The sequence below is a fragment of the Gluconacetobacter takamatsuzukensis genome (assembly GCF_014174275.1).
Lineage (GTDB): Bacteria > Pseudomonadota > Alphaproteobacteria > Acetobacterales > Acetobacteraceae > Gluconacetobacter > Gluconacetobacter takamatsuzukensis.
In genome coordinates this window covers 41,088-52,652 of the sequence record NZ_JABEQK010000001.1, presented here as the reverse complement: position 1 = coordinate 52,652, position 11,565 = coordinate 41,088, and the positions used below count along the sequence as shown (strand labels likewise).

At 68.7% G+C, this 11,565-nt stretch carries 14 protein-coding genes and 1 other RNA gene; 7 read left to right on the top strand and 8 right to left on the bottom strand.

Translation table 11 applies throughout. The features are described from left to right. Nucleotides 1–173: 173 nt before the first annotated feature. Together HLH27_RS00275 and HLH27_RS00270 are read left to right on the top strand one after the other, a co-directional pair. On the top strand, nt 174–1,598 hold the full coding sequence (locus HLH27_RS00275; protein ID WP_246375233.1) for a carbohydrate porin: 1,425 nt from the start codon (nt 174–176) through the stop codon (nt 1,596–1,598). Nucleotides 1,599–1,658: 60 nt separating this feature from the next. Then, a complete protein-coding gene (locus HLH27_RS00270; RefSeq protein ID WP_182947122.1) occupies nt 1,659–2,948 on the top strand; it encodes an MFS transporter in 1,290 nt (429 codons plus the stop codon). Between the two features lie 12 nt (nt 2,949–2,960). On the opposite strand, the gene HLH27_RS00265 is transcribed toward HLH27_RS00270, so the two are convergent. The 5 genes from HLH27_RS00265 to HLH27_RS00245 form a co-directional block, all read right to left on the bottom strand. Continuing rightward, nucleotides 2,961–3,776, bottom strand: coding sequence for a TIGR00282 family metallophosphoesterase (locus HLH27_RS00265; RefSeq protein ID WP_182947121.1), 816 nt, complete (start codon nt 3,774–3,776; stop codon nt 2,961–2,963). 163 nt (nt 3,777–3,939) lie between these two features. Then, nucleotides 3,940–4,545, bottom strand: coding sequence for a 5-formyltetrahydrofolate cyclo-ligase (locus tag HLH27_RS00260; RefSeq protein WP_182947120.1), 606 nt, complete (start codon nt 4,543–4,545; stop codon nt 3,940–3,942). Next, nucleotides 4,532–4,688, bottom strand: a non-coding RNA gene (ssrS, locus tag HLH27_RS00255) — 6S RNA. Before ssrS ends, HLH27_RS00260 begins: the two co-directional genes overlap by 14 nt. Nucleotides 4,689–4,697: 9 nt before the next feature. Then, complete coding sequence (locus HLH27_RS00250) at nt 4,698–5,039, bottom strand: cell division protein ZapA (RefSeq protein WP_182947119.1); 342 nt, start codon at nt 5,037–5,039, stop codon at nt 4,698–4,700. Between the two features lie 3 nt (nt 5,040–5,042). Beyond that, nucleotides 5,043–5,282 carry a hypothetical protein gene (locus HLH27_RS00245; protein WP_182947458.1) on the bottom strand — a complete coding sequence of 80 codons (240 nt, stop codon included), beginning with the start codon at nt 5,280–5,282 and terminating at the stop codon, nt 5,043–5,045. A gap of 146 nt (nt 5,283–5,428) precedes the next feature. On the opposite strand from HLH27_RS00245, the gene HLH27_RS00240 reads away from it, so the two are divergent. Further along, nucleotides 5,429–5,848, top strand: a complete 420-nt coding sequence (locus HLH27_RS00240; protein WP_182947118.1) for a hypothetical protein — start codon at nt 5,429–5,431, stop codon at nt 5,846–5,848. A 63-nt stretch (nt 5,849–5,911) separates the two neighbouring features. Further along, nucleotides 5,912–6,538, top strand: a complete 627-nt coding sequence (thiE, locus tag HLH27_RS00235) for a thiamine phosphate synthase (protein ID WP_182947117.1) — start codon at nt 5,912–5,914, stop codon at nt 6,536–6,538. Nucleotides 6,539–6,566: 28 nt separating this feature from the next. On the opposite strand, the gene HLH27_RS00230 is transcribed toward thiE, so the two are convergent. The 3 genes from HLH27_RS00230 to epmA form a co-directional block, all read right to left on the bottom strand. Further along, entirely contained in the window at nt 6,567–7,232 is a 666-nt protein-coding gene (locus HLH27_RS00230) for a fasciclin domain-containing protein (protein WP_182947457.1), read from the bottom strand. A gap of 63 nt (nt 7,233–7,295) precedes the next feature. Beyond that, the gene (locus tag HLH27_RS00225) at nt 7,296–7,730 is read right to left on the bottom strand and encodes a hypothetical protein (RefSeq protein WP_182947116.1); all 435 of its coding nucleotides are present in this window, start codon (nt 7,728–7,730) and stop codon (nt 7,296–7,298) included. A 110-nt stretch (nt 7,731–7,840) separates the two neighbouring features. Next, nucleotides 7,841–8,893 carry an EF-P lysine aminoacylase EpmA gene (gene epmA / locus HLH27_RS00220; protein ID WP_182947115.1) on the bottom strand — a complete coding sequence of 351 codons (1,053 nt, stop codon included), beginning with the start codon at nt 8,891–8,893 and terminating at the stop codon, nt 7,841–7,843. A 47-nt stretch (nt 8,894–8,940) separates the two neighbouring features. On the opposite strand from epmA, the gene HLH27_RS00215 reads away from it, so the two are divergent. From HLH27_RS00215 to HLH27_RS00205, 3 genes are read left to right on the top strand one after another with little or no spacing between them, the layout of a single operon-like run. Then, complete coding sequence (locus tag HLH27_RS00215) at nt 8,941–10,050, top strand: lysine-2,3-aminomutase-like protein (protein ID WP_182947114.1); 1,110 nt, start codon at nt 8,941–8,943, stop codon at nt 10,048–10,050. A gap of 40 nt (nt 10,051–10,090) precedes the next feature. Continuing rightward, on the top strand, nt 10,091–10,657 hold the full coding sequence (gene efp, locus HLH27_RS00210) for an elongation factor P (protein WP_182947113.1): 567 nt from the start codon (nt 10,091–10,093) through the stop codon (nt 10,655–10,657). A 57-nt stretch (nt 10,658–10,714) separates the two neighbouring features. Next, nucleotides 10,715–11,545, top strand: a complete 831-nt coding sequence (locus HLH27_RS00205; RefSeq protein ID WP_182947112.1) for an inositol monophosphatase family protein — start codon at nt 10,715–10,717, stop codon at nt 11,543–11,545. Nucleotides 11,546–11,565 lie beyond the last annotated feature (20 nt).

The following is an 11,565-nucleotide window of genomic DNA, read 5'->3' as shown; positions in this document are numbered from 1 at the left end:
CGGCTAACGATACCATGCTTCTCGCGGTGGCTTCCCCTTGTCGCGTGCCTCCCTGCCTTGAGGAAAGACGCTTCTCAGGCCAGCCGGTTTCCAGCATCTTGCAAAACAGGTCGCCTGATACACGAAAATTCGCCACGCTCTGGACATTTCTTGCTTTGTCCCTGCTCACGGCGATGTCTTGCACGACCGTACGCGCCTGCCTCGCCGATACCCTCAAGCCGGCGACCAAGACCGTAAAACAGAAGCGCCCCCTCGCCGAAAGCAGGCTGAATCCCCTCTTCGACGGGGAAAGTCTCTCCAGCCTCCTGTGCGCGGACGACGACGCCCTGCGCGCCGGCGATCCCAGTGCCGATTATTTTGTCGTCGACCGGTCATCGGGCAACCTGATTCCGCAGGCCGGACCATGGCGCCAATGGCTGAGCCGGCACGGCTTTACCTTCGACATGATCTACAAGGCCGAGGGCATGGCCAACATCGCAGGCGGCCAGTCCCAGGGCATGGATTATGTCCATGATTTCCGCGTGACCATGCTGTTCGACCTGGGCAAGCTGCTGGGGCTGGACGGCTGGTACGTCCACGGACTGGTCATGAACCGCGAAGGCCGTCAGGTCGGGTGGGACCATGTCGGCGAGCGCAACGTGCTGCTGACCGAATTGTGGAGCATCCACGGCCCGGCCGCGGCCCGGCTGGCCGACCTCTATGCCGAAAAATCGTTTCTTGGCGACCGGCTCAACATCAATATCGGCCGCATCGCGCTGACCCACACCTACGGCACTTCGGCACTGCTGTGCACGTTCATGATGCAATGTTCCGCGCCGATGGCCATCCGCGCCCCGCCGGGCTGGAGCGTCTATCCCAAGACCTCATGGGGTGGCACCCTGCGCTTCCGCCCGCTGCGCGACCTGACCTTGCGCACGGGCATCTACAAGATCGCGCCGAAGGTCGAGGACAATACCGGCTGGGCCTGGGCCAGCGAAACCACCACCGGCATCCAGACGCCGGTGGAACTGACATGGGAGCCCTTTTTCGGCCCGCACAGGCTCGTCGGCCACTACAAGTTCGGCTACGGGCACGACACCTCGCGCTATCCGGACCTGATCGGCACCATCCCCGCCGCCGACCGGGCTCTGGTCCACGCCCATCCCGACAAGCCGCTCGACACGTTCTATGTCGAGGCGGACCAGATGATCTATCGCACGCGGGGCACCAGCCAGATGTCCGGCGGCTACCTGCTGGCGGGCTATATCCACAATACGCCCAGCGTCTCCACCTTCGCCGACGAATTCTATTTCGGCACGTCCCTGATCGGGCTCCTGCCCGGACGGCCGAATGACCGGCTGGGGCTGATGTATTCCTATTACCAGATGAGCCCGCGCATGGCCGACGGGCAGAGGCTGCTCCAGGCGGCGGGCCTGCCGCTGGGGCCCTATGTCAATGGCCCCCAGACCCATTCGGCGGTGCTGGAGGCCTATTACAGCATGCCCGTGCTGCCCGGCCTGATCGTGTACCCCGAATTCGAATATGTGATGCGCCCGGGCGAGACATCCGTGATTCCCAACGCGACGCTGGTCGGAATCAAGGCTATCGCAAATCTGTAGACCGTGCGGACACGGCATGGCCCGACGAGCCATGCACGCATGCAAGGAGTGGAAACAGGCATGAACAACACGGCCACCGCGCCCCTCTCAACGTCGCCCGCCGCCCGACCCGGCACGCTCGCGGGGCAGGACCAGGCCTACGATCTGGCGACAGCCCGGCATGTGGTCACGGCCTCGCTGCTGGCATGGCTGCTGGATGCCTGCGATTTCTTCATCGTGCTGTTCACGCTCGACGACGTCGCCCGCAGTTTCCACGTCTCGCTGCAAAGCATCCTGCTGGCCCCGACGCTGACCCTGCTCACCCGCCCGATCGGCGCCTTCCTGTGCGGCCACGCCGCCGACCGCTACGGGCGCAAGCCGGTCATGATCGCCACCATCGTCGTCTATTCCGCAATCGAGATCCTGTCCGCCTTCGCCCCCAACCTCGCGGTCTTCCTGGTGCTGCGCACCCTGTTCGGCGTGGCGCTGGGCGGAGAATGGGGGGTCGGCACGTCGCTGATCATGGAGAGCATCCCGCCATCCTGGCGCGGCACCGCCTCGGGCATCCTCCAGGCCGGCTACCCCGCCGGCTACCTGCTGGCCTCGCTGGTCTTCCTGCTGCTGCCCGTCCTCGGCTGGCGCGGCCTGTTCATCCTCGGCGGCAGCGCGCTGCTGGCGGCCGTCTATATCTGGCTGCGCGTGCCCGAAAGCCCCGAATGGCTGCGCCGCCGGCACGACCAGGGCACCCGCGCCACCAAACCACCCAGCCTGTGGTTCATCGTCCGCAACAACGCGGCGCTGTGCCTGTTCGCAATCACGCTGATGGCCGCCTTCAATTTCATGAGCCACGGCTCGCAGGATTTGTATCCCAAGGTCTTCCTGGGGCTGGAGCGCAATTTGTCCCACCCCTCCATCACGCTGATCGTGGTGCTCTACAACATCGCCGCCATCGTCGGCGGCCTGTTCTTCGGCGTGCTGTCGCAGAAGATCAGCCGCCAGTACAGCATCGCACTGGCCGCCCTGCTCACCCTGCCGTTCCTGCCCTTGTGGGCCCTCTCCCACTCCCCCTTCTGGCTGGCCGTCGGCGCCGTCTGCATCCAGTTCTGCGTCCAGGGCGCGTGGGGCGTGGTCCCCGCCTATCTCAGCGAACTGTCACCCGCCTCGGTCCGCGCCACCTTCCCCGGCCTCGCCTACCAGTGCGGCAATCTGATCGCCGCCAGCAACGCCCTGCTGCAAACCGGCATCGCCTCCTGGTTCGGCACCGACCTGGCACCGGCAATGATGCTGACGGTCGGTGCCGCCGCCCTCGTGGTCCTGACCCTGATCCTGCTCAACGCCCGCCTCTACGGCCGCTATCGCCCCATCCAGTAACGACCCGCCAAATCAGAAATCGGGCATCGTGGGGGCCAGCAACCCGCCCATGCGCAACGGCGCCATGCGGCGGGCCAGTCCGGTGGCATCGTCGGTCTCCACCATCATCCCCGCCACGGTCGCCACCCCTTCGGCCGGCTGCAACCGCTCGCCGGGCATGCGGCGCAGGAAGCGCGCAATGGCCGCATCCTTTCCCATGCCGATCACGCTGTCGTAATCGCCGCACATGCCCGCATCGGTCTGGTAGGCCGTGCCGGCGGGCAGGATGCGATGGTCGGCCGTGGGGGTATGGGTATGGGTGCCCACCACCAGCGAGGCCCGCCCGTCCAGCACATGTCCCATCGCCCATTTCTCGCTCGACGCCTCGGCGTGGATATCCACCACCACCGCCTGCACCGTCACCCCCAGCCGATGCCGCGCCATGATGTCGGTCACGGCACGGAACGGGTCGTCCAGTGCCTCCATGAACTGCCGCCCCATGACGTTGATCACCAGCGCCTTGCGGCCATCCACCAGCTCCACCACCACGCTGCCCTGCCCGGGGGTGCCGGGTGGATAGTTGGCGGGGCGAATGATACGCGGCTCGGCATCGATCTGGCCGACCAGGTCCTTGCGGTCCCAGGCATGGTTGCCCAGCGTCACGACATCGACACCGGCAGCGAACAGGTCACGGGCGATCTGCAGCGACAGGCCGAACCCATGGCTGGCATTCTCGCCATTCACCACCACCAGATCCAGGCGCAGATCCCGCCGCAGAGTGGGCACCGCCTCCATCACAGCTTCGCGCCCCGTGCGGCCGACAATGTCGCCCAGAAACAAGATCCGCACCCGTCTTTCCTTCTTCCACCTCGGGGCTGCCACTCTTCTTTTTCCAGAGAAAAAGAAGCAAAAAGACTTTTGATCCGTTCAGGGACATCACGTGTCCCAGCAAAAAGCTCCCGAACGAATCAAAATTTTTTGGTTCTTTTTTCCAAAAAAGAACAGAACCCCTTCACACCCGAATCACCTCGCGCTCCGTCACGATAAACGGCAGCGGCACATCATACGGCCCCACCGGCACCGCCGGCACTTCCTGCGCCGACAGGCCGAAGCCTATCGCCGGCACGCCGGGCAGTTCCGCCAGCGTGCGGTCGTAATAACCGCCCCCGTATCCCAGCCGGAACCCCCGCCTGTCAAAACCCAGCAGCGGCACGAACACCAGGTCCGGCCGCACCGAGGCACCGTCGGGGTGCAGCGTGCCGAACCGGCCGGCGCACATCGTCGCCTCGGGGCACCAGCGATGAAAGCTCAGGGGCTGGCCGCGCGGCGGCGTCCGGGGCAGCAGCACGCCATAGCCATCCTCGTGCAGCACCGCGCACAGGCCCCGCAGGTCGACCTCGCCGGGCAAGGGCCAGACGGCGGCAACGCAGCCACCCGGCGGCAGCGCGGCGCGGACATGATCCGCCATGCGGCGCACAAGCGTCGCGCCCGCCCCCGGCAACGGCGCGGCCGCACGCAGGGCGCGCAGACGCCGGCGCAGGTCGGCCTTGGCCGCGGCCAGCGCGGGCGGATCGGATTCGGGAAGACCGGAAGGGGAGGAAGTGTGCGGAGCCGCCATGACCGTTGGTCTTTCAGCCCTCCCGGACCTGCTCACGCAGGTGGGCGCCAGATAACATGACCAGGATCATGCCAGAGCCAGCTCCCTAAGGAAGTGCTTATCGGCCCAGGGGTTGAGTTGCCTGACGAGCCCGGCAGCCCCGCTCCCCATATCTAGGGATGTTCGAGCGTCGCCGCAATGGTTTCGGCGCGTTCCACCAGCAATGCCAGCTGCTCGCGCCTGCGCTCGTTCTCCACCCGCGCCTGCCGGCCCTCGGCCAGCTGGCGCGCCGTGTCGGCGGGCATCTTCTCGGCCGACAGATCGTGGATCTCGTCGGCCATCAGCAACGCCGCCAGGGCCAGGATGCGGGCCTCGCCGCTCTGGCCGCCGATGGCGCGGATATGCTCGATCCGGCGCTCGACCTCCAGTGCCATGGCCTGGAGATGGCGTTCCTGGCCGTCCTTGCAGCCGACGACATAGGCATAGCCGTTGATACGGACCGTGACCTGCGCCATGGCTCAGCCCTCCTCCATCCCGTCGACATCGTCATCGGGGCCCAGCACATCGCGGACCCGCGCGATCAGGGCATCGATATTGGCCGCCAGCGTCTGGAGGTCGGGGGCCGGGGCCACCGCCTCGTGCCGACGATCCAGGGCGAAGGCGATACGGTTCAATGCCTGTTCCAGGCGGTCTGCGGGATCGGTCGTCCCCCAGGCAACCGGGCTGTCCGGTCCTTCAGCGTGCCCCACGGTCGTCATTCCCGTCACTCGACGTCTCGCTATCCGCCGGGCCCATACACCGGCACCGATCCATGCATGTTCCGCACGGCTCGCCCGCCAGTCCAGATTTCCGGACAGACACTCACCCTTGAACTGATCGCCCGCGCAGGGTTCAACGTCAAGCGATGATCCATCCCCCGCCCCCCCGGCGCGTCTTCGCCGTCGCCTCGGCGGTCGAGGTCCGCGCCGTCCTGGCCGTGCTGGCGGGGCACGCGGCGCCCGGCCCGCCGGACTGCGCCCTGCTCTCGCCGGCCGATGCGGGCTGCTTCATGGGTCCCGCCTGGTGGCGGGCGCTGCTGGCCGAAACCGGGGCGGTCCTTCCCGCCTTCCTCGATTGCGGCCCGGCGGCGGGCCGCGCGGCAGAGGCACTGGGCCTGGGCCTGCGCCACATCGTGCTGCACGGCACCGGCCCCCAGGCGCGCACGATCCACCTGCTGGCCCGCTCGCTGGGCGCGACCTGCCTCACCGCCCGGCCGCCCCATTGCGTGGTGGGCCCCGCTCCTGCGCCCGAACGGCTGCGGGCCTATCTCTCCGGCACCGATTGACGCGCCGATACGCGCCCGATCCCCCTGTCGCTATGCCGTCGGCCGCCCTATGATCGGCGGACGATGTATGATTGCCAGCTTTATCTCGTCACCCCCCCGGTCCTCGATCCGGTCGCGTTCGCGCCGGATCTGGCGCGCGCCCTCGATGCCGGACCGGTCGCCGCCGTGCAGTTGCGCCTGAAGGACGTACCCGACGATACGATCCTGCGCGCGATCGACATCCTGCGCCCGGTGGCGCAGGAACGCGACGTCGCCTTCATCCTCAACGACCGGCCCGACCTGGCCCGCCGCAGCGGTTGCGACGGCGCCCATGTGGGCGGCGAGGACATGGACGCCGCCGCCGCTCGCGCCCTGCTGGGCGACGCCCTGCAACTGGGGGTATCGTGCTATGACAGCCGCGACCTGGCGATGCGCGCGGGCGAGGCCGGGGCCGACTATGTCGCCTTCGGCGCGTTCTACCCCTCGCCCTCCAAGGAGACCGAGATCCGCGCCTCCGTCGAACTGCTCACCTGGTGGAGCGCGATGATGGAACTGCCGGTCGTGGCCATCGGCGGCATAACCGCCGAAAACTGCGTCCCGCTGGTGCAGGCCGGGGCCGATTTCCTGGCCGTGATCAGCGCCGTCTGGTCCCACCCCGAGGGCCCGGCGGCCGGCGTCCGCGCCCTGAACACGGCCATCGACGCCGCCTGAGCGGCATCCAGCCGACTGGAGCCGCCGGTCAGGCGGGCGCCAGCAGCGAGCGGGTCAGATACAGCACCCCGTTCGATTGCGGCAGCCCGTCGATCCACACCGTCGCCATCCGCCCCGCACCGTCGGACAGCACCAGCCGCCCCGCCAGATCGCGCCCCACCAGCACCGTCCCCCCGGCGACCGTCGGCAGGCTGACCCGGTTGCCGGGCGCCTCGGCCACCATCCGGCGCAGCCGTTCCGCCGGATAGGCCCCCCGCACGATGCTGTAGGCCAGCGCCTGACGCAGCACTCCGGGCGCCGGAACGTCACCCGAAGGGCCGGCGGCCCGCGCAAACTGTTCCATCGGCAGGTTGGGCACGGCAAAGACGGTAAACGGCCCCGCCCGCCGCAACGGCGCCATCATCCCGGCCAGGTCGAGCGCCCGCGTGTAGTCGGCCAGTTCGATGCTGCCGCGCAGGGTCTCGTTCAGCGGCCGGTCGCGATAGATCGGCATGTCGGGCGCGCCATACGCCACCTGGCTGTCCGGCCGTCCCTGGTCCAGCGCCGGCATGTAGCTGTGCTCGACCGAAACGGTGGGAATGGCGGCGGCCCGGCTGTCGCCGCGCACCTGAAACGCGTCCTGCCACCCGGCGGGCGCGCACGCCACGACCGGGCACGCCAACAGGCAGGCCATCACAATGCGCACCGCGCCCATTCCACCCCCTCGCGGGGCGGACCGGCGCCGCCCCGTCGTCATGCAGGCCTCAGCGGGCGGCGATCAGCATCCGTCCCCGCGCATCGTCCAGCCCGATACCCGGCCGGCAATGATCTCGAAGGTCGTCTGGCAGGTGCTGGTATAGACGGTGCCGCCCATGCCGCCCCAGCCGCCGCCCCAACCGGGGCCGCCCCAGCCACCACCCCAGCCGCCTCCCCAGCCACCGCCACCCCAGCCGCCGCCCCAGCCGGGGCCACCGCCCCAACCCCAGCCCCAGCCGCCGGCACCGGGCGAATAGTTGGTTTCGCTGTCGATATAGGCCAGGAACGTATGGCCCTGCGCCTCGTACGAACGGGTGGGCACGCCGAAGGTGCGGATCACGTCCACCTCGCCCCGGCCGACCATCGAATTGAGCTGCTTGCGCTGCTCGGGAGAGGGCACCTCGCACGCCGTCAGGGCGAGCAGGGCAGCCAGCGGTAGGAGCGAGAGGTATTTCATGATCCGGTTACCGATCTACAGGATAGAATTTATCATGACGTTAACGTAGCATAACGACCATGACGTACGAATTGGGGACGAAATTACAAATATTTCAACCCACCCGTGCTTTAGCCCATCCATAAAATGTCATTTATGCGGGTCGTCCCGGCCGCCAACATGACCAGCCGATCAAATCCCAGTGCTATGCCCGCGCAGGGCGGCAGGTGCGCCAGCGCCGCCAGAAGCGCCTCGTCCATCGGCCAGTCCGCGCCGGCCCCGGCGCCATACAGCGCCGCCCGCCGGGCACGATCCTCCGCAAAGCGCGCGCGCTGCTCCACCGGGTCGGTCAGCTCCTCGAACGCATTTGCCAGCTCCATGCCGGCCGCATAAAGCTCGAAGCGCAGAGCGGTGCGCGGATCGGCCGGATCGCGCCGCGCCAGCGCCGCCTGGCTGGCCGGCCAATGGGTCAGGAAGGTCGGCCGCTCCCGGCCGATCGCGGGCTCCACCCGCTCCATCAGCAGGCGAAAGAACAGATCCTCCCACGTCTCGCCGTCCCGCAGCACACACCCCGCTGCCACGGCCAGCGCCCGGGCATCCCCCTCGGTCGGCAGCAGGTCCACCCCCGCATGGCGGGCAAAGGCCTCCTGCATGGTCAGGCGTTCGAACGGCCCGGCCAGCCGCAGCGGCACGGCATCCCCCAGCCCCCCGGGCGGGGCAAGGACCGGCGGCAGCACCGCGCGCATCAGGGCCTCGGTCTCGTCCATCAGCGCCGACAGCGACGCGCCGGGCCGATACCATTCCAGCATGGTGAATTCCGGGGCATGCAGATGGCTGCCCTCCTCGTTCCGCCACACGCGCGCCAGCTGAAAGACCGGCAGGCCGGTCGCGGCCACGATCCGCTTCATGGCGAATTCGGGGCTGGTATGCAGGAACAGCGCCTCGCTCGTGCCGTCATGATGCCGCCGCCGGGTCCCGAACACCTTCAGATGCACCTCCTCGCCCGGCGTCGGCACCGCATAGGGCGTCTCGACCTCCAGGTAGCCGCGCGCATCGAAGAAGGACCGCACCCCCCGCGCCACCAGCGCCCGCCGCCGCAGCAGCGCCAGCCGGCCGGCGATGCGATCGGGGTCGGGGTCGCGATCCGGAGCGGAAAAGGGGGCTGAACCGCCGCCGTCGGTCATGCAGGACTCCTGTTGCGGGACGAAGACCGGTCGAGTAGAGCCAGCCGATGACACGATCGGTCAACCATCCCCAGGACGATTTCGCCCCCCTGCCGGGCCGGACGCTGCGCGACATCCCCGCGCTGGTGGCCGCCGGGCTGGTGCCTCCGGATGCGGCCCCGGCGCTGGAGGACGTGGCCCGGCAATACGCCACCGCCATCCCCCCCGCCTTCGCCGCGCTGATCGAACGCCCCGACGATCCGATCGGCCTCCAGGTCATCCCCGACGAAGCCGAACTGGCGGTAGCGGCGCACGAACGCGCGGACCCGATCGGCGACGACGCCCTGTCCCCGGTGCCCGGCATCGTCCACCGCTATGCCGACCGCGCGCTGCTCAAGCCCCTGCTGGTCTGCCCGCTCTATTGCCGCTTCTGCTTCCGGCGCGAACATGTCGGCCCCGATGGCGGCGTGCTGGACGACGCCGCCCTGGCCCGCGCGCTGGACTGGCTGCGCGACCACCCCGCGATCCGCGAGGTGATCCTGACCGGCGGCGACCCGCTGATGCTCTCCCCCCGCCGCCTGGGCGCCATCGTCCGGGCGCTGGAGGCGATGCCCCATGTCACGACCATCCGCATCCACAGCCGCGTGCCGGTGGCCGACCCCGCCCGCATCACCGACGAACTGGCCGATGCGATGCAGACCGACCGCGCCATGTGGGTGGTCATGCACGCCAACCATGCGCGCGAATTCACCCCGGCGGCCCGCGCGGCCCTGCGCCGTATCCAGGCCCGCGCGATCCCGGTCCTGGGCCAGTCGGTCCTGCTGCGCGGCGTCAATGACAGCGTCGCGGCGCTGGAGGGGCTGTTCCGCGCGATGGTCGAGGCCAGGGTGAAGCCCTACTACCTCCACCAACTCGACCCCGCCCCCGGCACGGCGCGTTTCCACGTGCCGATCGCCGAGGGCCGGCGCCTGCTGGCGGGGCTGCGCGGCCGGGTGACGGGCCTGGCCTGGCCCACCTACACGCTCGACATCCCGGGCGGCCATGGCAAGGTACCGCTGGGCCCGGACTATCTGGAAGCCGGGGAAGACGGGCCGACGGTGCGCGATCCGGCGGGCGGGCGCCACAAACTCGCCTCGGAATCCGCCCCCAACCTTGCCCTCGGCGCCCGAGAGCGTTAGAAGCCCGCCTTCCATACCCCATAGTCAGACAGGGCCCACAATGAAACAGCAGGCGAACCTGATCCGTGCCGGACAGGTCATCGAGCACGAAGGCCGTCGCTGGACCGTCCTGAAGCAGCAGATCATCACCCCCGGCAAGGGCGGCGCCTTCATCCAGGTGGAGATGCGCGACCTCAAGACCGGCAACAAGACCAACGAGCGCTGGCGCACCGCCGACACCGTCGAACGTCTGATGACCGAGGAAAAGGAATATACCTATTCCTACATGGACGGCGACAATGTCGTGCTGATGGACCCCGAGACGTTCGAGCAGACGCTGATCCCGCTGGACCTGCTGGGCGACCAGGCACCGTTCCTCCAGGACAATATGACCCTGGTGGTCAACCTGGTCGAGGGCGACCCGGTGGGTGTGCAGCTTCCCGCCCAGGTGACGCTGGAAATCGTCGAGGCCGATCCGGTCGTGAAGGGCCAGACCGCCAGCTCGTCCTACAAGCCGGCGAAGCTGTCGAACGGCGTCAAGACCATGGTGCCGCCGTTCATCGAAGCCGGCGAACGCATCGTCGTCCGCACCGAAGACGCCAGCTACGTGGAACGCGCGAAGGGCTGAGGCCCCCGCGCATCCCCCCGAAACCGCTTTAGCCAGACAGGATCGACCGCCGTGGCCATGCGACTCTCTCCCCATATGACGGTGATGCAGAACGCGGCGCAGAAAGCCGCGCGGCGCCTGCTGCGCGACTTCAACGAAGTCGAGCAGCTCCAGGTCAGCATCAAGGGCCCGGGCGATTTCGTCTCCCAGGCTGACCTGCGCGCCGAAGCCGCGATCCGCGAGGAGCTGGAGCGCGCGCGCCCCGGCTACGCCTTCCTGATGGAAGAAAGCGGCGCCTCGGGCAGCGACAACTGGACCTGGCGCTGGATCGTCGATCCGCTGGACGGCACCACCAACTTCCTGCACGGCATCCCGCACTGGGCGATCTCGATCGCTCTCCAGCGCCGCCTGCCCGACGGCACGATCGAACTGGCGGCGGCCCTGGTCTACAACCCGGCGGCCAACGAGCTGTTCTGGGCCGAAAAAGGCGTGGGCGCGTTCCTCAACGAACGCCGCATCCGCGTCTCGGCCCGCCGCGACATGCACGAGGCCCTGTTCGCCACCGGCATTCCCTTCGCCAAGGTCCCGGCGCAGCGCCGCCTGCCCTTCGCCCGCACGCTGGGCGCGCTGATGCCGCAGGTCGCGGGCATCCGCCGCTTCGGCGCGGCGGCGCTGGACCTGGCCTGGGTGGCCGCCGGCCGCTACGAGGGCTTCTGGGAACTGGGGCTGAAACCGTGGGACTGCGCCGCCGGCCTGCTGCTGGTGCGCGAGGCCGGCGGCTACGCCACCGACCCCGACGGTGCCGACCTCCACGACATGGGCGACTCGGTCAATGTCGTGGCCGGCAATGCCCAGCTCCATGCAAAGCTGCGCGAACTGGTGGCCGAAAGCCTGGTCGCGCGGCCCTGAGCCGCCCCGGGGCTCCCGGG

What these genes read in the sequence shown, in the direction of transcription:
- HLH27_RS00275 (WP_246375233.1), top strand. Translation starts at nt 174, where the DNA reads ATGTCTTGCACGACCGTACGCGCCTGCCTCGCCGATACCCTCAAGCCG.
- HLH27_RS00270 (WP_182947122.1), top strand. Translation starts at nt 1,659, where the DNA reads ATGAACAACACGGCCACCGCGCCCCTCTCAACGTCGCCCGCCGCCCGA.
- HLH27_RS00260 (WP_182947120.1), bottom strand. Translation starts at nt 4,545, where the DNA reads ATGGCGGCTCCGCACACTTCCTCCCCTTCCGGTCTTCCCGAATCCGAT.
- HLH27_RS00250 (WP_182947119.1), bottom strand. Translation starts at nt 5,039, where the DNA reads ATGGCGCAGGTCACGGTCCGTATCAACGGCTATGCCTATGTCGTCGGC.
- HLH27_RS00245 (WP_182947458.1), bottom strand. Translation starts at nt 5,282, where the DNA reads ATGACGACCGTGGGGCACGCTGAAGGACCGGACAGCCCGGTTGCCTGG.
- HLH27_RS00240 (WP_182947118.1), top strand. Translation starts at nt 5,429, where the DNA reads ATGATCCATCCCCCGCCCCCCCGGCGCGTCTTCGCCGTCGCCTCGGCG.
- thiE (WP_182947117.1), top strand. Translation starts at nt 5,912, where the DNA reads ATGTATGATTGCCAGCTTTATCTCGTCACCCCCCCGGTCCTCGATCCG.
- HLH27_RS00230 (WP_182947457.1), bottom strand. Translation starts at nt 7,232, where the DNA reads ATGGGCGCGGTGCGCATTGTGATGGCCTGCCTGTTGGCGTGCCCGGTC.
- HLH27_RS00225 (WP_182947116.1), bottom strand. Translation starts at nt 7,730, where the DNA reads ATGAAATACCTCTCGCTCCTACCGCTGGCTGCCCTGCTCGCCCTGACG.
- epmA (WP_182947115.1), bottom strand. Translation starts at nt 8,893, where the DNA reads ATGACCGACGGCGGCGGTTCAGCCCCCTTTTCCGCTCCGGATCGCGAC.
- HLH27_RS00215 (WP_182947114.1), top strand. Translation starts at nt 8,941, where the DNA reads ATGACACGATCGGTCAACCATCCCCAGGACGATTTCGCCCCCCTGCCG.
- efp (WP_182947113.1), top strand. Translation starts at nt 10,091, where the DNA reads ATGAAACAGCAGGCGAACCTGATCCGTGCCGGACAGGTCATCGAGCAC.
- HLH27_RS00205 (WP_182947112.1), top strand. Translation starts at nt 10,715, where the DNA reads ATGCGACTCTCTCCCCATATGACGGTGATGCAGAACGCGGCGCAGAAA.